Source organism: Flavobacterium frigoris (assembly GCF_900111075.1).
In the GTDB taxonomy this organism is placed as follows: Bacteria; Bacteroidota; Bacteroidia; order Flavobacteriales; family Flavobacteriaceae; genus Flavobacterium; species Flavobacterium frigoris.
This window is the reverse complement of sequence record NZ_FOFZ01000010.1, coordinates 18,784-37,822: the sequence shown is the minus strand read 5'-3', so window position 1 is coordinate 37,822 and position 19,039 is coordinate 18,784. Positions and strand designations below refer to the sequence as shown.

Here is a 19,039-nt window from a genome sequence, read left to right as displayed (position 1 = left end):
GACTATTTACTAATTACTATTTACTATTCACTATAAAGAAATGAAAATAATCTGTATTGGTAGAAATTATGCTAACCACATAGAAGAATTGCAGAACGAGCGACCTACGGAGCCTGTTATTTTTATGAAGCCCGATTCGGCGATTTTATTAAAGCAACATCCCTTTGTGATTCCGGAGTTTTCGGAGGATATACATCATGAAATTGAAATTATTGTTAAAATAAATAAGGTTGGAAAATACATAGAACCTAAGTTTGCTCATAAATATTATGAGGAGATTAGCGTAGGGATTGATTTCACTGCCAGGGATTTACAAGTAAAGCTAAAAGCTAAAGGATTGCCTTGGGAAAAAGCGAAGGCATTTGATGGTTCAGCGGTAGTAGGCGATTTTTTACCAAAAGAACAATTTAGTTCGTTAGAAAATCTTACATTTGAGTTAACCAATAACGGTAAAACGGTTCAAATAAGTAATTCCAGTTACATGTTGTGGAAAATCGATGAGCTTATTTCATATGTTTCTCAATTTTTTACATTGAAAATTGGAGATATTATTTTTACAGGAACCCCTGAAGGGGTGGCTGCTGTAAAACCAGACGACGTGTTAGAAGGATTTTTAGAAGGACAAAAACTATTTAGAATACAAGTAAAATAATGGCTTTAAACTACAACCTTGCAAAAGTGTACGCACTTTCAGATAACGACCCAGAATTTGTAAATGAAATTCTAACGTTGTTCGTTACTGAAGTTCCAGAAGATTTGGCACAAATCAAAGAAGGAATTAAAAAGAAAGATCATAAGCACGCCTATGCTTATGCACATAAAATAAAACCAACCCTAGACTTGCTCGGGTTAAATGTGGCCTTTGAGGAAATTCTTCAGGTGGAAGCGTGGACAAAAATTGAAGGAAAAAGAAAAGATATAGATCATACTTTTAAGAGTATAAAGACTCAGGTAAAAGATGCCATCAAAGAAATAAAAAAGGATTTTGACTTATAAAGAAGTGTCAATCCTTATTTTTAAACACTAAAATTCAACATTCAAATTATTTGAATGTTGAATTTTAGGTATAAAGCAAAACCTAAATTCAAAGAAAAAAAATGAAGGCAACCATAGTTACTATAGGAGATGAGATTTTAATTGGGCAAATTATTGATACCAATTCAGCTTTTATAGCAAAGTCTCTAGATAAAATTGGAGTTGAAATCAACGAAATGATATCGATTAGCGATGATAAACAACATATATTAGATACGTTTCAAAAGCTTCAAAACACCGTCGATTTAGTCATTATTACTGGAGGTCTTGGGCCAACAAAAGATGATGTAACTAAAAAAACTTTTTGCGATTATTTCGAAGATGAATTGGTTGTGAACCAATCTGTTTTGGTACATGTAACTGAGATGATAGAAGGTTTTTATAAGCGAGCGATTACTCAAATCAACAAAGATCAGGCGCTTGTTCCGTCAAAATGTACTGTGCTGCACAATGCGGTGGGAACGGCTCCGGGGATGTGGATGAAAAAAGAAAATACTGTTTTTATTTCGCTTCCGGGGGTTCCGTATGAAATGAAATATCTGGTTGAAAGTGAAATAATACCAAAAGTAGTACGTGAATATAGTCGGCCGTATATCATACATAAAACTATTCTTACCTATGGGCAAGGGGAGAGTCTAGTTTCGGAACGAATTGAAGATTGGGAAAATAGCCTTCCGGAATTTTTAAAGCTAGCTTATCTACCGAGTCCAGGAAAAGTTCGTTTACGACTTTCAGCGCGAGGTACGAACAAAGAATTATTAGAAAACGCATTGGAGCAATATGTTAACTCGTTAGATGCAATTATAAATGATATAATTGTTGGTTTTGAAGAAGAGGAAACCATCGAATATGTTATAGGAAAAATGTTAAAACAACAGCGCAAGACGTTAGCTACCGCTGAAAGTTGTACGGGAGGCGCAATCGCATCGGTATTAACTTCTATAGCGGGCGCTTCAGAATATTTTAAGGGAAGTGTTGTGTCTTATACTACGGGAGTTAAAACTGACGTTTTAGGGATTCCTGAGAGTGTAATTAAAGAATTTTCGGTAGTAAGTGCAGCAGTGGCTTCGGCGATGGCTTTGCGGGTAAAAGAAATTATGAATGCTGATTATGCGATTGCGACAACTGGGAACGCTGGTCCGACAAAAGGGTATGAAAATGCCGAAATAGGGACTGTTTTTATCGCCTTGGCTACGCCAAATGAAGTTATTGTTGAAGAATATAATTTTGGTCAACCCCGTGAGCAAGTGATAGATAGAGCGGTGATTAAAAGTTTAGAGTTATTGAAGAAAGAAATTTTTAAAAATGTCCTATAATTTTGTTGGTTTATAGGTTTATTTTTCTTTTCTTTGCACCCTGATTTTGAATAACGATTAAAAGAGATATATAATGTCAAGAGTTTGTGACCTTACAGGTAAAAGAGCGATGGTAGGAAATAACGTTTCTCACGCTATGAATAAAACTAAGAGAAAATTTTCTGTTAACTTAGTGAAAAAGCGTTTTTATCTTCCAGAAGAAGATAGATGGATTACTCTTAGAGTAGCAGCATCTACGGTAAAAACAATTAATAAAAATGGAATTGCTGCAGTTTTGAAAAAAGCTCAAGCGCAAGGATTTATTAAATAATCTTTAAATTCTAAAAAAAAAATAGCAAGATGGCAAAGAAAGGTAATAGAATCCAGGTAATTTTAGAATGTACTGAGCACAAAACTAGTGGTGTTGCAGGAACTTCAAGATACATAACGACGAAGAACAAAAAAAATACTCCAGATAGATTAGAGATTAAGAAATTTAATCCAGTCTTGAAACGTGTAACTCTTCACAAAGAAATTAAGTAATAATTAGAGATTTTAATATAAATCTCAAGTGGTCACATTTGTAGATTTTGTTTAAATTTAAATAACATTTGAATCATGGCAAAGAAAACAGTAGCAACGTTACAAACATCTTCTAAGAGATTATCAAAAGCCATCAAGATGGTGAAATCTCCAAAAACTGGGGCTTATACATTCGTAGAATCTATAATGGCACCTGAACTAGTTGATGAATTCTTGAAAAAGAATTAATTAAGAAATGCATTATATAGAAAAGCTACTTTCATTCGGAAGTAGCTTTTTTATTTTATATCTTTACCGTTCAGAAGAGCGTGTTAGTTCATTGTGTCTAATGCTTCATTCCTAACACTGGTAATACAATGAGTTTTTTTAAAAGAATATTTTCATCGGAAAAAAAAGAGACTTTAGATAAAAGTCTCGAAAAATCAAAAACAACTTTCTTTTCTAAGTTAAGTAAAGCTGTTGCAGGAAAGTCTAAAGTTGATGATGCTGTGTTGGATAATTTAGAGGAAATTCTAGTTTCCTCCGATGTAGGAGTGAATACCACCCTTAAAATCATTACCCGTATAGAAAGTCGTGTGGCGGCTGATAAATATCTAGGTATTGAAGAACTTAATAAAATTCTGCAAGAAGAAATTTCTGGTCTGCTTTCTGAAACCAATACAGGAGAAGCAACAGAATTTGTAATTCCAAAAGATAAAAAACCATATGTTTTAATGGTAGTAGGTGTAAATGGTGTTGGTAAAACAACGACTATTGGAAAACTTGCATACCAATTTAAAAAAGCGGGTTATAAAGTAGTTTTAGGTGCTGGAGATACCTTTCGTGCCGCTGCAATAGATCAATTACAAATTTGGGCTGACAGGGTAGGAGTTCCTATCGTTAGACAAAACATGGGTTCTGATCCTGCTTCGGTGGCATTTGATACTTTGCAATCAGCGGTTGCTCAAGATGCTGATATCGTAATAATTGATACGGCAGGACGCTTACACAACAAAGTCAATCTGATGAATGAATTGACCAAAGTAAAACGCGTGATGCAAAAAGTTGTTTCTGATGCTCCTCATGACGTTTTATTAGTTTTGGATGGTTCAACCGGTCAAAATGCTTTTGAGCAAGCTAAACAGTTCACAGCTGCTACTGAGGTGACTTCACTTGCTGTAACCAAATTAGACGGTACTGCAAAAGGTGGCGTTGTCATTGGGATTTCAGATCAATTTAAAATTCCTGTAAAATATATTGGAGTAGGCGAAGGAATAGAAGACCTGCAAGTATTCAATAAACACGAATTTGTAGATTCTTTCTTTAAATAAAATAACCCTATGAATTTCTCTTCAATTAAAAATACGAACCCGATCATTTTGTATTTAATCAGTGTTGTTTGCTTTGTTTTGTCAAATGTGATTCGAGATAAAAATGTTGTTCTTTATTATGTATTATTAATTGCAGGGGGATTATATTTTATTTTTGGTTTCTTTAGAGCCAGGAAAAAGTGACTTAAAAGTATTGTTGTAATCACAGGTTACGTTTAAGCTGATTTTCTATATAATCTATCACTTTAGGAACTATGGATTCCACTATATCTACAGAAGAAATACTTCAAGAGCGAATTAAGGAATTATCTTGTTTGTATGATGTTTCGTCAGTGATTGTTCAGCATGAAGAATCGATCTCAGAGACTTTAGATAAGATTTGTTCTATTTTAAAAAATGCTTGGCGATTTTCAGAGCAATCAATTGTAGAATTGCAGCTAGAGAATTATTATTACGCCACGAGTGTAATCCCACAAAACACTGTTTTTCAAAGGTCATCTATAATCATTTTTAATGAAAATAAAGGATATGTAAAAGTGCATTATCCATCAGGTCAGTTTTCAAAAGATCACTTTTTGGCCGATGAGCAAAAGCTACTTAATAAAGTGTCTTCAGATATTAGTGTGTTTTATGAGCGACAATTAAATAAGGGGAAAGAAGAATTGTTGAAACGAAGTGTTGAACGAGCAGATCGTCTCTCTATTTTAGGAGAAATTACAGCTGGTATCGCTCACGAATTAAATACGCCACTAGGAAACATTCTTGGTTTTGCAGAGTTCATTCGAGAACGAACTAAAGATAAACAATCGCAATTAGACACCGATAAGATTATTAAGGCGGCTATCTATTCCAGGGAAGTGGTTAAGAAGCTTATGTTTTTTTCGTGCGAAATGCCACAAAACATGAAGTTTGTTAAAATTATACCGATTGTTTCAGAAGCATTAAGTTTATTGGGACCAAATTTCAAGAAAGCCGAAATTAGCTATGAGTTTGACTTTAATGACCCTCAATTAGAAGGACAGCTAGATTCTATTCAACTTACTCAAGTCTTATTTAATATTCTGATAAATGCTATTTATGTGTCGCCTAGAGACACGGTTATTAAAGTAAAAGTGTATTCAGAGGAATCGAATTTTGTTATAGAAATAGCCGATCAGGGACCTGGTATAGAAGAAGGATTGAAGTCTAAAATATTTGAACCTTTTTTTACTACAAAACCTATTGGAGAAGGTTCTGGTTTAGGACTTAGTGTAGTACATGGAATTGTTAAAAGCCATAAAGGGGATATTCTCTCTATTGATAATGTACCTCAAGGAACTATTTTCCAAGTGAGATTACCCTTAAAGATGATGTAATGAAATTAAAGAAAGAAAACATTCTAATTGTTGACGATAATTATGATATGCTTGAGTTGCTTCATCGCAATTTGAAAGCTCAAAATTTTCATACTTATAAAGCTTCTTCCGTTGTGGAGGCAATTGAGATATTAAAATTCAGCACCATAGATTTGCTAATTACTGATTTGCAAATGCCAGGTATTAATGGTATTGAGTTAGTAAAATATGTTCAAGAACATTTCCCGACTATTCCTAAACTCGTTATTACAGGATTTCCTTCGGTAGATAGCGCGATTGAGGCGGTAAAATCAGGCGCTTTGGATTATTTGGCAAAACCGTTTACCAACGATGAGTTAAAAAAGGCAGTGCAAGCTTTAATTGATTCGAAAGAGGATGCTAAAACGAGTACTAATGAAACGAGTATTCCTTCTACAGATAATATAACGGAATACGCAGGAATCGTTGGGCAGTCGCAACAGATTGTCCAATTGGTAGATTTGATTCAACGCGTTAAAGACAATAGAGCTACCGTATTAATCCAAGGAGAGAGTGGCACAGGAAAGGAATTAGTTGCTAGAGCAATTCATTATGAAGGCGCTTTTTCTTCGAAACCTTTTATTGCTGTAAATTGTGGCGCTATACCCGAGAATTTAATGGAATCGGAACTTTTTGGATACGTAAAAGGGGCTTTTACCGGTGCAAATGATACCCGAGATGGTTTTTTCCAAGCTGCTGCTGGTGGTACTATATTTTTAGATGAAATAGGAACGGCTCCATTAGCAGTTCAAACCAGATTACTGCGAGTATTGCAAGAAAAGGAGGTCAGTATGATTGGTTCTCAGAAAACTCAAAAAATAGAGCTGAGAATTATTGCTGCTACTAACAATAATTTATATGAAATGTGTAGTAAGGGCAGTTTTCGTGAAGATCTTTATTATAGATTAAATGTAGTGAATATTGAAACACCACCGCTTCGTAATCGTAAAAGCGACATAAGGCTATTGATAACTACTTTTCTTTATAAATACGGCGCTGAGTATAGTAAACCTAAAATAACTATTTCAGAGAAGGTTGTTTTGGTTTTAATGCGTCATTCTTGGCCAGGAAACGTGCGGGAATTAGAAAACGTAATTCAAAGAATGATTATCATGAGTGGTGATCAAATTGAAGTTGCGGATGTGCCTGAGTACTTAAAATACCCTATGCCTTTTGAAAAAGAAGAACTTAGAACATTAAAAGATATTGAAAAAGCGCATATTCTAAAAGTGCTTGCGGCAGTTGATAATAATAAAACGCGAGCTGCTGAAATTCTTCAAATTGATCGAAAAACACTACGTCAAAAAATAGAGTAATCTCTCTTATTTATCCGAGGAATTTCTCCTCTTTCGGGTAATTTCTCCCCACTACTTTTTCGCATAATACAATCTGTGTTTTTTATAAACCCTTTGATTTCAAGGGTTTTGTTGTTTGTGCTATTCTGATATGTCCCATTGGCATGCAGTTTGTCTATTGTTATGGAAACAAATGCTGTTTTTTACTAAACAAACATTAAAATTAGATGAGATGAACATTCTAGAGAAAAAAGGGATTGATTCTATTCCTGTAGCCATTAAAAGAAAAGTCAAAAGAGATAAAATGATCATTGACTTGGATTTTTCTGCCGTTGCAAAAGAAGAATCAGCTTTTAAAGGAGAAGTGAACGTTGGATTATGTATCAATTGTGATAGCAATATCCATTGCACTTGGCAACGTAATAACAAAATATTTTGTGAACATTATCAATAAATTAATATGATGGCTATAAAAGAAGCGACCAAAAGAAGCATGCTTGACAACGTAATGGAACAGTTTAATAAAACAGCTGATTCTATCAACTTAAACTCAAACATTAGAAAAATTTTATCAATAACAAATAATGAAATTATACTTCATTTTCCCGTAAAAATGGATAATGGTGGAGTTCAGGTTTTTACAGGATATCGTGTCCAGCATAATAATGCATTGGGACCATATAAAGGAGGGTTGCGTTATCATCCAACTGTAAATGTGGACGATGCTAAAGCGCTTGCGATGTGGATGACTTGGAAAACATCATTGGCAGGTTTGCCTTATGGTGGTGCAAAAGGAGGGATTCAAATTGATCCTCGAGATTATTCGATAGGGGAATTAGAACGAATTACACGTCGTTTTACATATGCTTTAGGAGAAAATATAGGGCCTGAACATGATATCCCAGCACCAGATGTCAATACTAATGAACAAACGATGGCATGGATGGCTGATACTTTCATGTCTACTAAATCATCATCAGAGCGCTCTCGTAATCAGCATGTCGTAACAGGGAAGCCAGTCGGTTCTGGAGGTCTTGAAGGGAGAAATCGTTCCACTGGTTACGGAGTGTATCTGACAATTAAATTGTTGTACAAAAGTAGAGGCGAAAGTTTGGAAGGCAAAAAGTTTATTGTTCAAGGTTTTGGTAATGTAGGCTATTGGACTTCTCATTTTTTAACACAAGAAGGAGCTATTTTAGTCGCTGTACAAGATGCTCATGCCTCTATTATTAATAAAAAGGGAATCGCGGTTGAAGAATTATTTGAACATTCGAAACCAAGAAAAGGATCTATACAAGGATTCACAGGGGCAGAAGAAATTGACCCAGAGTTATTTTTTGGAGTCGAATGTGATATTCTTATTCCTGCTGCATTAGGAAATCAAATTACAGCGGATAATGCTTATTTAGTCAAAGCAGATGTTATCGCTGAGGGTGCTAATGGGCCAATCGATACGGAAGGTGAAAAAATATTATTACAAAATGGAATTGCCATAATACCCGATATTTTGTGTAATTCTGGAGGTGTTATAGGAAGCTACTTTGAGTGGCTGCAAAATAGGAATGGAGAACTGTGGCAACTTGATGAAGTGATGCAAAAGATTGATAAAAAACTTTCAGAGGTATTTTATAAAGTGGAAGGGCTGGTTAAGGAAGGCAAAATAGATTGGAGAACTGCAGCTTATATTTTAGCAATTACAAGAATAGAAACCGCTTACATTCAAAGAGGTATTTTTCCTTAAATTTTTTTAATAATTCTGTCAGATTTTAAAAACCTTTATAGTTATTACCCATTTCTATAAAGGTTTTAGAATTTGTACTTTACAACTAATTTATGAAATACGGTCAGCTAATAGTAAATATAAAAGAGTACCGCTTACTGATGCGAAGCATAGCTAATTCTCAAGATCAAGAAGATCAAGTTTATAGAGAATCAATGAAAAAACTAAGAACAGAACTGTTGACGGCAAAAATGCTCGATTATGACGTTATGCCGCAAGATGTGATTAGGTATAATTCTATTGTATGTATTAAAACTCCTTATAATGTGGAACGCAGTTATCAAATTGTAACGCCTGAAAAAAGTAATATTCAACAAAACAAAATATCTATTTTGTCACCGATGGCATTGGCTCTGTTTGGCTATGCAACTGGAGATGAAATTGTATGGCAGTTTCCATCAGGGATTAATACGATTAAGATTATTGGAGTACAGCAAAAAGGTAGAACTATAGAAAATGAAACAATATGAAAGATTTAATTTATAAGCACGAGACAATCGATGATATTCAAATGAAGTTCATGGATTTAGATATTGAAAGATGGAAAGAAGACGTTTCTCTTATTAGAATAGAAATTCTTTTTTTTAAGAGAATGCTATATTCTTCTATTTTTAAAATTTTAAACTGCGATGAGCAAAAAAAGAAGAATTTGATTATTGATCTAACTAACGTTGAGAATATTAACGAATCATACAATAACAATTTATTAGGATTTGTTAATAAATTAGAAATGATTCGGGAGTGTGATGATGTGCAATGTGAGACCTTTTATTTGAATAATCATACAAGGTTTAGGGCAGATATTGAGAGCCATTTTTCAGCGTATCGATTTTATAAGACTAATGTTATTTTGTTTTTTGATGTTTGTTTAGAAGATGAGATTTAAAAAATAAGGTTTATACTTGGCTTTTTACAAAAACATATTTGGAGTGTATTCAGATATGTTTTTTTGTTTTCGATGGGTTTTACGGTTTTTTTGTTCGGGCTTATCGCCAAAAGAAAAACGAAATAATGAGCTCTTACTGATAGAGACTTTTTATTTTTATCCATAAGGTTTCATCAAAATCGGATAATGCCAGATTTATATTATCGGCGGCGTCCCCCATTCTTATTACTACCATATTCTTGCTTGGAATAACATAAATTTTCTGATCGTTTTTTCCTAAAGCCATGTACATATCATTTGGGGCAAATGGAATAATACTTCCCGAGAATTGCAATTGTGATTGCGGCAAGTGGTAACTACTTTTTCCATTTAACCACCATAAATAGCCGTAACTAAGGTTGATGTTTTGCGATGTTGTAGTAGCGTCATTACAATAGTTGTCATTGAGTATTATCGTATTTTCCCATTTCCCTTTATTAAGCATTAATAGTCCAAAGCGGGCCATGCTTCTGGTTGTGCTGGCATAAACGGAATTATTGCCAGAATCAAACCAAGCGCCATCCATGCCAATCTTATCCCTTAGTCTAGTGTTGAAATAGTTGCTCCAAGTTTGTTTTGTTGCTTTAGCCACAACATCTTGAAGTTTGACGTATACATTATGGTATGCCCAACGTGTTCCTGCATCTGCTTTATATTTTAAACTTGCTGGAGTGACATCGTCACCATTTGTAATATCCTCAATTCCGGATGTCATGGTCAGCAAATGTTTATTAGTAATCAAGTTTTCTTTTGCCAAGGGTAGGCTCGTCCATCCAGCACCAATATAATCTGAAACTTTAGAATTGATGTTTAAATACCCTTCCTGTTCTGCAATTCCTGTCACTGCAGTTGTAAGTGTTTTTCCAGCACTTGCCCAATACCAATTAGCTGTTGCTGAATGTCCATTAAAATAGTTCTCCATGACTATTTTACCATTGATTAAAATAATAAAAGACTTAGAATTTTTGAGTTCTAAATAATCTAATAGAGGTTGAACAGCTCCTTGATTCCAATTCAGACTGGCTATGGATTTTGTTTCCCACTGCGTTCCCGTTAAAGGAGGGAAGTAGTTGGTTGCAGAAGGAGTAGGGTTCGTTTCTGTATTTTCTTTGGTGCATCCAAGGCATAATAGCAGGATTAGCAGACATTGTATCGATTTTGGCATCTTGTAGGGATTAGTCTTTCTTTAATCAAAAATAATCAAAATAGTTTAATGTGTTTTGCTATTTTTGTTTTCTTTGAATTTAATAAGCTTAGCTTTGTGGTATAAAAATATTAAACTTATTTATCAAAAAGCCTAGCCCTGATTGAAACGAAAATCCTTTTTATCTCGTTTTTAGGACGAGATAAAAAGATTGTAGTGGAAAGCAGGAAAATGCTCCTAAAAAACCAGATAATTGATTATGAAAAATACATTTAGAATTTTAGTGCTGTCTTTCCTTTTTGTGGGCTGTCAGCAAAAGATTGAACCTACTGATGTTGCCAAAATAAATGGCTATTGGGAAATAGAAAAAGTGGTTTTTGACAAAGGCGAAGACAAGGATTATAAAATGAATGAAAGTTATGATTTTTTTGAAATTGACAAGAATAATAAGGGGATTCGAAAGAAAGTAATGCCACAATTAAACGGTACTTTTTTGGTGAATGATGCGTATGAAAATGTAAATGTTCGATTTAAGGATGGTAAAGCATTCTTAGATTATTCTACCCCTTACTCAAAATGGAGTGAAGAATTAATTGCCATTTCTGATAAGGAGTTAGTGGTGCGAAATGAAGAGAAAAAGGAATATCATTATAAGAAAACGGGAGCAATAAATCTAACAGGCGATGGCGAAAAGACTAAATAATCAAAGTACGGTAGGAGATGTTTTAAAGCAAATTATTCAGGTCAATAAACTACAGCCCGGAATGGACCAGATTGATGTGAAAGATGCCTGGAAAAACCTGATGGGAAATGGGGTAAATAGTTATACTAAAAATGTGGTGCTTAAAGGAAGTACGCTGTATGTTGAGTTGACTTCGTCTGTGTTGCGTGAAGAGTTAAGTCATGGAAGAACTAAAATTGTGACCATGATAAATGAAGAACTACGTCGCGATGTGGTGAAGGATGTAGTGTTGAGATAGATTCTCCCCCTGGCCGCCTCCGAAGGAGGGGGAGGTAGAACTTAAGTGTTAATATAAATAAATCCCGTCTCGCTTTCAGCGGACGGGATTTTATATGTTGTTTAGTTTTTGTTAATTCAGTTATTTTAACTGAACACTAAAAAAACTGAAAACTGAATACTAGAACTGCTCTCTTCTTGCAAAATGAAAAGCACCTTCGATAGCTGCGTTTTCATCACTGTCAGAACCGTGAACTGCATTTTCTCCAATAGAAGTAGCATAAGCTTTACGGATTGTACCTTCAGCAGCATCAGCGGGGTTAGTAGCACCGATTAATGTTCTAAAATCTTCAACAGCGTTGTCTTTTTCTAAAATAGCAGCAACAATAGGACCTCTTGACATAAATTCTACTAATTCACCATAGAAAGGTCTTGCAGCGTGTACTGAGTAAAATGCTTGAGCATCTGCTACAGTAAGTTGAGTTAATTTCAAAGAAACAATTTTGAAACCTGCAGTTGTAATCATTGCAAGTATGTTTCCGATGTGTCCGTTAGCAACAGCATCAGGCTTAATCATTGTAAATGTTCTATTTGTAGCCATTTTGTTTTGTATTTTTTAAATTTGTGCAAAAGTAGACTTTTTTTTGAATTGAAATTAGGAAATCAGCAGTTTAGGCTTTTTTATTTGTTAATCAGGTCTTTTTTTTGCTCTATACTTTAAAAATTAAACTGTTTTTGTAAAACAGCCATAAAATAAAAGTCCAAATGCAGGAATAAATTAAAGCCCCAGCCAAAGATGCCGCCATGGGGTTGTCGAAATAGGGAAGGACCCAAAAACTATAAAGATATTGCTGGAGGTTAATTTGTTCCAATGGAATGTTTGGGTTTTGAAATTGAATCATTCTTAATCCTTGTGGTATGATTTGGGAAAATGAAAAAACGATCATTGGGTTCACCCCCCAAATTAAGAATAATTTATACCCATTCCTGATGTTTACAATGTCAATTATATAATAGAGAAAGGTAAAAATGAGTATGCCTAGACCAGCTGTAAATAAAACATACGAACTTGTCCAAAGCGATTTGTTTATTGGGAAAACGGTGTTCCAGATCATTCCTATGAGCACTAGTACACTACCTGTAATTATCATTTTTTTTATAATGGCAAGTTTGCTGGAGTCGCTATTCAGCAATTGACCAATCAGCAGTCCTATTAGTCCTGTGGCAATTGCAGGTAGAGTGCTTAGAATCCCTTCTGGATCCCATGTTTTTGAATACACCCAAAGATGGTCCTTTAATACGGCATTGTCGATCCAGGCGGCTAAATTGGTCCCTTTTTCAAGGTTTGCTTCGCCAATTCCAGGAACTGGTACTAATGTAATTAACGCCCAATAACCTAACAATAAAGCTATCGCTGTTATGATTTGTGTTTTATGATTTGTTTTGAGGTACAAAAGTGATATGAAAAAATAAACAATCCCTATGCGTTGCAGTACGCCTGGTAGTCTCACTTCTTTATAGGCTTCAATACCGCCGAAAGCTAAAAATAGATATGCCGCCAGAATGGTAAGTGCGAGGTACAATTTGATTTTCGAATTGAAATTACCCAAAAGGGCATAGCCTACGCCAAAGGTTATGACAAGTCTTCCTATTAATAAAGGAACGCCTTCTAAACCAAAAAGTTGGATTTTGTCAAAATAATTGAAAAAGATTCCCAAACAAATTATCCGCAGCGAGCGCGCCAGTATTTTAATGAAAGTGGCGACATCAAAAGTTTTTGCTGGTAAAGCAAATGGAATTGCTACCCCCATGATCAAAATGAAGAAAGGAAAAACTAGGTCAGTGGGAGTCCAGCCATTCCAATCTGCATGTTCTAACGGTGGATATATGGCGGACCAATCACCTGGATTATTGACTATGGTCATCAAAAAAACAGTAAGACCTCTAAATACATCCAATGAAATTAAGCGTTCTTTTGCCATTGATTTTCTTTTGATTATAATTAAAAGTACGTACTATTTTTTTAATGCTTGTATTCCTTTATGAAAGTGTAATTATATTAAAATTTTGTTCTAAAGGTTTCAAGGTATCAATTACTGTTGGAATTAAATTAGCGCCTGATTCCAAATAGAATTCTGAAAAATTAGCTTGACGTTCCTGTAAACTTTTATTCGGAAATAGTTCGTTTTGTAAGTCGGTGATGCGTTCTAAAATGGTACTTAGTTTTCTTTTCTGTGCTTTTAGCAAACGTTTTTCTAGGTTGTCTAGTCCTTTTGTTTGTTTTACTTCCTGCGCTTTTACAGCTCCAACGAAAGACTTGTCCGTTAGTTTAGTAATCTCATACAATGCTTTGAACTGTTCTTCCAACTGATGTTTTAAAGTGGACATATCGATTGGGAATTCCGATAATTGTATTGTTTTAGTATTTACTAAATCGGCTTGTTTAGAAAACAAGTCGCTCCAAGTTAATTCTAATTTGTCTGCTTTTTTAAGTTGCTTTTCGGTAGCTAAAAGAACAGAGTTACGTACTAATAGCATTGGGAAAGTAACCTTTACCGTGTCAAAAAATGATTTTAATTCTAACCAATAAGCGATTTCTCCACCTCCGCCAATGTAACATAGATTAGGCAAAATCACTTCCTGATATAAAGGACGCATAATCACGTTAGGGCTGAACATCTCTGGGTTGGTATCTAGTAATGTTAAGATCTCGTCCTCAGAATATTCAATTTTAGTATTGTTTATTTTGTATTTCCCCTCTTCCGGAATAATGCGTTCTCGCATTTTATCTTCGATATAAAACAAGTTGATTTCGCGTGGATTTACCTGTATGTTGTATTTTTTTAATTTTTCAGTTGTTTCAAGTACTGCCTTATGTGAAGTTTGGTTTAGCAATTCTTCTTTTGCAAAAGGAATAAAACTACGCTTTAAATCGGCATCATCTGCGTCAAGAATTACCAGACCTTGTGCTCCAAAAAGTGCATTCGCTAGATGACGTGTGGCATCTGCTAAATTGTCGTAATTTAGATAGGCGTCTTTAAATAAGTTCTTCAAGGTTTCAGCATTAGTGCTTGAACCCAATTCCTGGGAATATAATTCAAAAACATCTGATAATCCTTCAGTAGATAACCTTCCCACGGGTCCAGTGCTTTCCTTGTTCCACCTGAATTTTTTTCCTTTAAAATTAAAATAATTAATTTCTTCAAAATCATGGTCTTCGGTCGCCATCCAATAAATAGGGACAAAGTTATAGGCAGGATATTTTGCTTTTAATTCCTTGGTAAGATTAATCGTGGAGATAATTTTATAAAGGAAATATAGAGGACCAGTAAATAGATTCAATTGATGTCCGGTAGTTACTGTAAAAGTATTGTTCACTTTCAAAGCTTCAATATTTTGAAGTGTTAAATGAGAGGTTTCAATACTAGCATATTGTTTTTGTAGAACCGAAACTAAAGTGACTCTATTTGAATTGTCGAAATTGGCCTGCTTTTCGAGGATTTGTCCCTCAAAGTTTTCAGGTGTAGGGAAGCGGTTGTATAAAGAGTGTAAATTGTTTTTTTGATCTAAATAATCGTTCATCAAAGGGGAGAAATACCCTGAATTTTGATAGCTGATACAGTCGGTAGGCATAGTTTAGTAATTTGTGTAAATGTACTAAATTCAAATTTAATTTTGTTATTTCAAATAATATTTAGATATTTGTCTAAATATATAAATACAAGAAAAAATGAATGCTATTTTTAAAGCATTAAATGATGTGACTCGGAGGGAGATACTAGAGCTTTTGAAAGTAAAAGATTTATCTGCAGGTGAAATTGCAGCTCATTTCAATATTTCAAAACCGAGTATTTCACATCATTTAGATATTTTGAAACGTGCAGATTTGATCACTTTCGAAAAAAATGGGCAATTCATCATTTATTCCATTAACACAACAGTAATGGAGGATGTATTGCAATGGATATTAACTTTTAAAAAATAAAATCATGAAATTAACGTTGAAAAAAGAGCTGCCTTTAATTGGAATTGTATTGGCACCTTTCGTCTATTTGGCTATTATTTGGAATATACTACCGGAGAAAGTACCGACACATTGGAATTACAAAGGAGAAGTTGATAAATGGGGGGATAAATATTCATTGATAGTCCTATTGTTTTTATTGCCTGTTTTGACTTATGTTTTAATGGTGGTCATCCCTAAAATTGACCCGAAAAAGAAAATTGAGCAAATGGGAGGGAAGTATTATCAATTGAAATTTATATTGGTTTTGTTCATGTCGACTTTAGCTTTTATTATTTTGCATATATCGGTAAATCAATCCACTTCAAGTGCGAATTTGATTTTCATTCCCATAGGTGTTTTGTTTATCGCGTTGGGTAATTATTTCAAAGTAATTCAGCCCAATTATTTTATTGGTATTAAAACACCTTGGACTTTGGAGAATAAAGAGGTATGGAAATTAACGCATATAATGGCGGGTAAACTTTGGATTGTTGGCGGTTTATTGATTGTCTTAGGGAGTTTGACTTTAGATAAAAGCATTTTCATTTACATTCTTATCACAATTATTGCTATCATTTCGATAGTGCCAGTCGTTTATTCTTATATTAAATTTAGAGAACTAAAGGAGTAGAATTGATTTTATAAATAAAGAACAGGATCACCTTTTAACTGAATATGCAATTTTAAAATAATTTTAAAATAATGAAACAGACTCTGACAATAGTACTTTTAGTAAGTTCAATGCTTTCTTTTTCTCAAGATAATAATAAAAAAACTGGAGAGTCATTTATTAAACTATTGCTTCAAGAAAAAAAATATCAAGAAGCGTATTCCTATTTTGAGGAGACAGTAAAAAGTAAGATATCTTTAAAAGTTTTAGAGGATACAGAATTGCAATTGAATAATCAATTGGGAGGATTTAAAGCTATAATTGAAGTTAATAATGAAGCTAGTACCTATTTTTATTATTCTGATTTTGAAAAAATTAAATTGGATGTGAAAATAACATTTAATGAGAATAGTAAGATCGTAGGTTTTTTCTTTACTCCTCATAAAGAATTCAAAAAAGTAAATTCATTGGGAAAAGACCTCAATATACGAAGCGGTAATATCGATTTGAAAGGAACTATTCTCCTACCCGAAAAGGATAATTTTAAGAAATTAGTGCTTTTTGTTCATGGATCTGGTCCACAAGACAGGGATGAAACTATCTATGAAAACAAACCTTTTAAAGATATAGCAGAAAGTTTATATACGAAAGGAATTGCATCCTATCGATTTGATAAAAGGACACTAACGAATCCGGAAAGTTTTAATGAAAAAAGCACGATTGATGATGAAGTAACCAATGATATCCTAGCGATTATAAATTATTTCAAGGAAGACAAGCGGTTTAAGGATTATGAAATTATTGTATTAGGACATAGTTTAGGGGCTAATTTAATGGCTCGAATTGCAAACAAATCAAAACAAATTTCAAAAATAATACTGATGGCTGGAAATGCTCGACCATTAGAAGTTCTTATTGGCGAACAATACGATTATCTCTATAAACTCAATCCGTCAGAAGAATTACTGGAGGCTGTAAATAAAGTTAAAGGGCAGATTGCAGTTCTAAAAGCAAAAGAATTTAATTTAAACAGTCCTAAAGATAAGCTTCCATTTAATTTATCAGGATACTACTGGCAATCAGTATTAGATTATAATCCGTTAAAAGAAATTAAGAAAGTGAAAATGCCAATATTAATTCTTCAGGGCGAAAGAGATTATCAAGTAACCATGAAAGATTTTAAGCTATGGAAAAGTACAATGAAAAACAATAATAAAGCGACTTTCATTAGTTACCCAAAACTGAATCATTTATTCATGAGTGGAGAGGACAACTCGGGACCTAAAGAGTATTTGATAAAGGGAAATGTTGAGCCAATTGTTATTGATGATATTTATAATTTTGTGAATAAATAAACATTTGACTTTGTAGGGTATTTAGAGTAAATAAGCTGAAATCTATTAGGATTAAATTCATTTGTTACTTCCGAAAATTAATGTCAATTTTACAGAAAAATTTTATTTTCCCTATGAAAGATAATACAAATCCGAAAAAAGAAAACTCATTAAAACATGTTCTTTTTGGTAGTTTAATTGGAACAACAATTGAGTTTTTTGATTTTTATATATACGCTAATGCAGCGGTCTTGGTGTTTCCTCAATTATTTTTCCCTTCTTCAGATAGTACGAATTCCGTTTTGTTATCCTTAGCTACTTTTTCAATAGCCTTTTTGTCAAGACCATTAGGCTCGGCGGTATTTGGTCATTATGGGGATAAGGTGGGACGTAAAACAACCTTGGTAATTGCTTTGTTAACCATGGGGATTTCAACGGTCAGTATTGGCTTTTTACCTAGTTATGCAAGCATAGGAATTGCAGCACCTTTATTATTAATGCTATGTCGCTTTGGTCAAGGAGTTGGTTTGGGGGGCGAATGGGGTGGAGCTGTATTATTAGCAATAGAAAATGCTCCTCCTAACAAGCGGGCTTGGTACGGTATGTTTCCGCAATTAGGTGCGCCAATAGGTTTGTTGCTTTCTGGTGGAACTTTCTTGATTTTAACGGACACGATGAGTTCCCAAGATTTTCTTGATTATGGATGGAGAATTCCTTTTATAGCGAGTTCTCTTTTAGTATTACTTGGATTTTATATCCGATTAAAAATTACTGAAACTCCCGCTTTTGAAAATGCAAAAAAGGAAAAAGAAGAAGTGAAGATTCCGTTTTTTACTTTAATAAAATTTTATAAAAATCAATTGATTTTTGGCACATTTGCTGCCATTACTACGTTTTTAGTATTTTATCTGATGACAGTGTTTACGCTTAGCTGGGCTACTTCAGATTTGGGCTATTCCAAAAGAGATTTTCTTTTAATGCAGTTATTTTCTGTATTGTTTTTTGCACTTTTTATTCCAGTTTCGGCTTTAATTGCTGATCGTATTGGGCGCAGAAAAATGCTTATTTACACTACGATTGCCATTGCTCTTTTTGGTTTCGTTTTTTCTTTATTTCTAAACTCAGGAAACCCTCTTCTTGTAACTTTCTTTTTATGTGTTGGAATGGCCTTGATGGGATTTACTTATGGTCCATTAGGAACTTTTCTGTCAGAATTGTTTCCTACTAGCGTTCGTTATTCAGGGACTTCGTTAGCTTTTAATATGGCTGGTATTATTGGAGCTGCATTTGCACCTATGATTGCCATATGGCTGGCAACGCATTATAGTTTAACTTATGTTGGGTTTTATTTAAGTGCTGCAGCTTGTATCTCTTTATTTTCATTGTTAATGATTAGTAAGGAGGAGCATAAGTTTTAATGATAGATAATGG

At 34.0% G+C, this 19,039-nt stretch carries 23 protein-coding genes; 19 read left to right on the top strand and 4 right to left on the bottom strand.

What is annotated here, in order from left to right; translation table 11 throughout:
- The first annotated feature begins 40 nt into the window (after positions 1 to 40).
- The 13 genes from BMW63_RS12945 to BMW63_RS12885 all read left to right on the top strand — a co-directional run bounded on the left by BMW63_RS12945 (position 41) and on the right by BMW63_RS12885 (position 9,517).
- Positions 41 to 652: a fumarylacetoacetate hydrolase family protein gene (locus BMW63_RS12945; protein WP_074723901.1), complete on the top strand. Its 612-nt coding sequence runs from the start codon at positions 41 to 43 to the stop codon at positions 650 to 652.
- Positions 652 to 996 (top strand): Hpt domain-containing protein, encoded by a 345-nt coding sequence (locus tag BMW63_RS12940; protein ID WP_074723900.1) that lies wholly within the window; start codon positions 652 to 654, stop codon positions 994 to 996. Before BMW63_RS12945 ends, BMW63_RS12940 begins: the two co-directional genes overlap by 1 nt.
- Before the next feature lie 101 nt (positions 997 to 1,097).
- The gene (locus tag BMW63_RS12935; protein WP_074723899.1) at positions 1,098 to 2,351 is read left to right on the top strand and encodes a CinA family nicotinamide mononucleotide deamidase-related protein; all 1,254 of its coding nucleotides are present in this window, start codon (positions 1,098 to 1,100) and stop codon (positions 2,349 to 2,351) included.
- A 73-nt stretch (positions 2,352 to 2,424) separates the two neighbouring features.
- Positions 2,425 to 2,661 carry a 50S ribosomal protein L28 gene (gene rpmB / locus BMW63_RS12930; RefSeq protein WP_007138096.1) on the top strand — a complete coding sequence of 79 codons (237 nt, stop codon included), beginning with the start codon at positions 2,425 to 2,427 and terminating at the stop codon, positions 2,659 to 2,661.
- A gap of 29 nt (positions 2,662 to 2,690) precedes the next feature.
- Positions 2,691 to 2,873, top strand: coding sequence for a 50S ribosomal protein L33 (gene rpmG / locus BMW63_RS12925; RefSeq protein WP_007138097.1), 183 nt, complete (start codon positions 2,691 to 2,693; stop codon positions 2,871 to 2,873).
- A gap of 75 nt (positions 2,874 to 2,948) precedes the next feature.
- A complete protein-coding gene (locus BMW63_RS12920; protein ID WP_074723898.1) occupies positions 2,949 to 3,101 on the top strand; it encodes a DUF4295 domain-containing protein in 153 nt (50 codons plus the stop codon).
- Positions 3,102 to 3,229: 128 nt separating this feature from the next.
- On the top strand, positions 3,230 to 4,183 hold the full coding sequence (ftsY, locus tag BMW63_RS12915; RefSeq protein ID WP_074723897.1) for a signal recognition particle-docking protein FtsY: 954 nt from the start codon (positions 3,230 to 3,232) through the stop codon (positions 4,181 to 4,183).
- 254 nt (positions 4,184 to 4,437) lie between these two features.
- Entirely contained in the window at positions 4,438 to 5,538 is a 1,101-nt protein-coding gene (locus BMW63_RS12910) for a sensor histidine kinase (protein WP_074723896.1), read from the top strand.
- Entirely contained in the window at positions 5,538 to 6,872 is a 1,335-nt protein-coding gene (locus BMW63_RS12905) for a sigma-54-dependent transcriptional regulator (RefSeq protein ID WP_074723895.1), read from the top strand. Before BMW63_RS12910 ends, BMW63_RS12905 begins: the two co-directional genes overlap by 1 nt.
- A 211-nt stretch (positions 6,873 to 7,083) precedes the next feature.
- Positions 7,084 to 7,305: a hypothetical protein gene (locus BMW63_RS12900; RefSeq protein ID WP_139174243.1), complete on the top strand. Its 222-nt coding sequence runs from the start codon at positions 7,084 to 7,086 to the stop codon at positions 7,303 to 7,305.
- Between the two features lie 6 nt (positions 7,306 to 7,311).
- Positions 7,312 to 8,592 carry a Glu/Leu/Phe/Val family dehydrogenase gene (locus tag BMW63_RS12895; protein ID WP_074723893.1) on the top strand — a complete coding sequence of 427 codons (1,281 nt, stop codon included), beginning with the start codon at positions 7,312 to 7,314 and terminating at the stop codon, positions 8,590 to 8,592.
- A 92-nt stretch (positions 8,593 to 8,684) separates the two neighbouring features.
- On the top strand, positions 8,685 to 9,101 hold the full coding sequence (locus BMW63_RS12890) for a GreA/GreB family elongation factor (RefSeq protein ID WP_074723892.1): 417 nt from the start codon (positions 8,685 to 8,687) through the stop codon (positions 9,099 to 9,101).
- Complete coding sequence (locus tag BMW63_RS12885) at positions 9,098 to 9,517, top strand: hypothetical protein (protein WP_074723891.1); 420 nt, start codon at positions 9,098 to 9,100, stop codon at positions 9,515 to 9,517. The genes BMW63_RS12890 and BMW63_RS12885 overlap by 4 nt, the downstream gene beginning before the upstream one ends.
- Positions 9,518 to 9,650: 133 nt before the next feature.
- On the opposite strand, the gene BMW63_RS12880 is transcribed toward BMW63_RS12885, so the two are convergent.
- The gene (locus BMW63_RS12880) at positions 9,651 to 10,721 is read right to left on the bottom strand and encodes a serine hydrolase domain-containing protein (RefSeq protein WP_074723890.1); all 1,071 of its coding nucleotides are present in this window, start codon (positions 10,719 to 10,721) and stop codon (positions 9,651 to 9,653) included.
- A 238-nt stretch (positions 10,722 to 10,959) separates the two neighbouring features.
- On the opposite strand from BMW63_RS12880, the gene BMW63_RS12875 reads away from it, so the two are divergent.
- A complete protein-coding gene (locus tag BMW63_RS12875; protein WP_074723889.1) occupies positions 10,960 to 11,403 on the top strand; it encodes a hypothetical protein in 444 nt (147 codons plus the stop codon).
- Complete coding sequence (locus tag BMW63_RS12870) at positions 11,384 to 11,680, top strand: DciA family protein (RefSeq protein ID WP_074723888.1); 297 nt, start codon at positions 11,384 to 11,386, stop codon at positions 11,678 to 11,680. Before BMW63_RS12875 ends, BMW63_RS12870 begins: the two co-directional genes overlap by 20 nt.
- A gap of 159 nt (positions 11,681 to 11,839) precedes the next feature.
- Here BMW63_RS12870 and BMW63_RS12865 read toward each other — a convergent pair whose 3' ends face one another.
- From BMW63_RS12865 to bshC, 3 genes are all read right to left on the bottom strand, one after another.
- Complete coding sequence (locus BMW63_RS12865) at positions 11,840 to 12,259, bottom strand: nucleoside-diphosphate kinase (RefSeq protein ID WP_074723887.1); 420 nt, start codon at positions 12,257 to 12,259, stop codon at positions 11,840 to 11,842.
- Positions 12,260 to 12,368: 109 nt separating this feature from the next.
- The gene (locus tag BMW63_RS12860) at positions 12,369 to 13,640 is read right to left on the bottom strand and encodes an acyltransferase family protein (RefSeq protein ID WP_074723886.1); all 1,272 of its coding nucleotides are present in this window, start codon (positions 13,638 to 13,640) and stop codon (positions 12,369 to 12,371) included.
- 58 nt (positions 13,641 to 13,698) lie between these two features.
- The gene (gene bshC / locus BMW63_RS12855) at positions 13,699 to 15,291 is read right to left on the bottom strand and encodes a bacillithiol biosynthesis cysteine-adding enzyme BshC (protein WP_074723885.1); all 1,593 of its coding nucleotides are present in this window, start codon (positions 15,289 to 15,291) and stop codon (positions 13,699 to 13,701) included.
- A gap of 97 nt (positions 15,292 to 15,388) precedes the next feature.
- On the opposite strand from bshC, the gene BMW63_RS12850 reads away from it, so the two are divergent.
- The 4 genes from BMW63_RS12850 (at position 15,389) to BMW63_RS12835 (ending at position 19,026) form a co-directional block, all read left to right on the top strand.
- Entirely contained in the window at positions 15,389 to 15,643 is a 255-nt protein-coding gene (locus BMW63_RS12850; protein ID WP_074723884.1) for an autorepressor SdpR family transcription factor, read from the top strand.
- A gap of 4 nt (positions 15,644 to 15,647) precedes the next feature.
- Complete coding sequence (locus tag BMW63_RS12845) at positions 15,648 to 16,295, top strand: SdpI family protein (RefSeq protein ID WP_074723883.1); 648 nt, start codon at positions 15,648 to 15,650, stop codon at positions 16,293 to 16,295.
- 71 nt (positions 16,296 to 16,366) lie between these two features.
- Positions 16,367 to 17,629 (top strand): DUF3887 domain-containing protein, encoded by a 1,263-nt coding sequence (locus BMW63_RS12840; RefSeq protein ID WP_245744965.1) that lies wholly within the window; start codon positions 16,367 to 16,369, stop codon positions 17,627 to 17,629.
- A gap of 113 nt (positions 17,630 to 17,742) precedes the next feature.
- Entirely contained in the window at positions 17,743 to 19,026 is a 1,284-nt protein-coding gene (locus tag BMW63_RS12835) for an MFS transporter (protein WP_074723970.1), read from the top strand.
- The last annotated feature ends 13 nt before the right edge of the window (positions 19,027 to 19,039 follow it).

Coding starts and splice junctions, on each gene's coding strand:
- BMW63_RS12945 (WP_074723901.1), top strand. CDS start 41: ATGAAAATAATCTGTATTGGTAGAAATTATGCTAACCACATAGAAGAA.
- BMW63_RS12940 (WP_074723900.1), top strand. CDS start 652: ATGGCTTTAAACTACAACCTTGCAAAAGTGTACGCACTTTCAGATAAC.
- BMW63_RS12935 (WP_074723899.1), top strand. CDS start 1,098: ATGAAGGCAACCATAGTTACTATAGGAGATGAGATTTTAATTGGGCAA.
- rpmB (WP_007138096.1), top strand. CDS start 2,425: ATGTCAAGAGTTTGTGACCTTACAGGTAAAAGAGCGATGGTAGGAAAT.
- rpmG (WP_007138097.1), top strand. CDS start 2,691: ATGGCAAAGAAAGGTAATAGAATCCAGGTAATTTTAGAATGTACTGAG.
- BMW63_RS12920 (WP_074723898.1), top strand. CDS start 2,949: ATGGCAAAGAAAACAGTAGCAACGTTACAAACATCTTCTAAGAGATTA.
- ftsY (WP_074723897.1), top strand. CDS start 3,230: ATGAGTTTTTTTAAAAGAATATTTTCATCGGAAAAAAAAGAGACTTTA.
- BMW63_RS12910 (WP_074723896.1), top strand. CDS start 4,438: ATGGATTCCACTATATCTACAGAAGAAATACTTCAAGAGCGAATTAAG.
- BMW63_RS12905 (WP_074723895.1), top strand. CDS start 5,538: ATGAAATTAAAGAAAGAAAACATTCTAATTGTTGACGATAATTATGAT.
- BMW63_RS12900 (WP_139174243.1), top strand. CDS start 7,084: ATGAACATTCTAGAGAAAAAAGGGATTGATTCTATTCCTGTAGCCATT.
- BMW63_RS12895 (WP_074723893.1), top strand. CDS start 7,312: ATGATGGCTATAAAAGAAGCGACCAAAAGAAGCATGCTTGACAACGTA.
- BMW63_RS12890 (WP_074723892.1), top strand. CDS start 8,685: ATGAAATACGGTCAGCTAATAGTAAATATAAAAGAGTACCGCTTACTG.
- BMW63_RS12885 (WP_074723891.1), top strand. CDS start 9,098: ATGAAAGATTTAATTTATAAGCACGAGACAATCGATGATATTCAAATG.
- BMW63_RS12880 (WP_074723890.1), bottom strand. CDS start 10,721: ATGCCAAAATCGATACAATGTCTGCTAATCCTGCTATTATGCCTTGGA.
- BMW63_RS12875 (WP_074723889.1), top strand. CDS start 10,960: ATGAAAAATACATTTAGAATTTTAGTGCTGTCTTTCCTTTTTGTGGGC.
- BMW63_RS12870 (WP_074723888.1), top strand. CDS start 11,384: ATGGCGAAAAGACTAAATAATCAAAGTACGGTAGGAGATGTTTTAAAG.
- BMW63_RS12865 (WP_074723887.1), bottom strand. CDS start 12,259: ATGGCTACAAATAGAACATTTACAATGATTAAGCCTGATGCTGTTGCT.
- BMW63_RS12860 (WP_074723886.1), bottom strand. CDS start 13,640: ATGGCAAAAGAACGCTTAATTTCATTGGATGTATTTAGAGGTCTTACT.
- bshC (WP_074723885.1), bottom strand. CDS start 15,291: ATGCCTACCGACTGTATCAGCTATCAAAATTCAGGGTATTTCTCCCCT.
- BMW63_RS12850 (WP_074723884.1), top strand. CDS start 15,389: ATGAATGCTATTTTTAAAGCATTAAATGATGTGACTCGGAGGGAGATA.
- BMW63_RS12845 (WP_074723883.1), top strand. CDS start 15,648: ATGAAATTAACGTTGAAAAAAGAGCTGCCTTTAATTGGAATTGTATTG.
- BMW63_RS12840 (WP_245744965.1), top strand. CDS start 16,367: ATGAAACAGACTCTGACAATAGTACTTTTAGTAAGTTCAATGCTTTCT.
- BMW63_RS12835 (WP_074723970.1), top strand. CDS start 17,743: ATGAAAGATAATACAAATCCGAAAAAAGAAAACTCATTAAAACATGTT.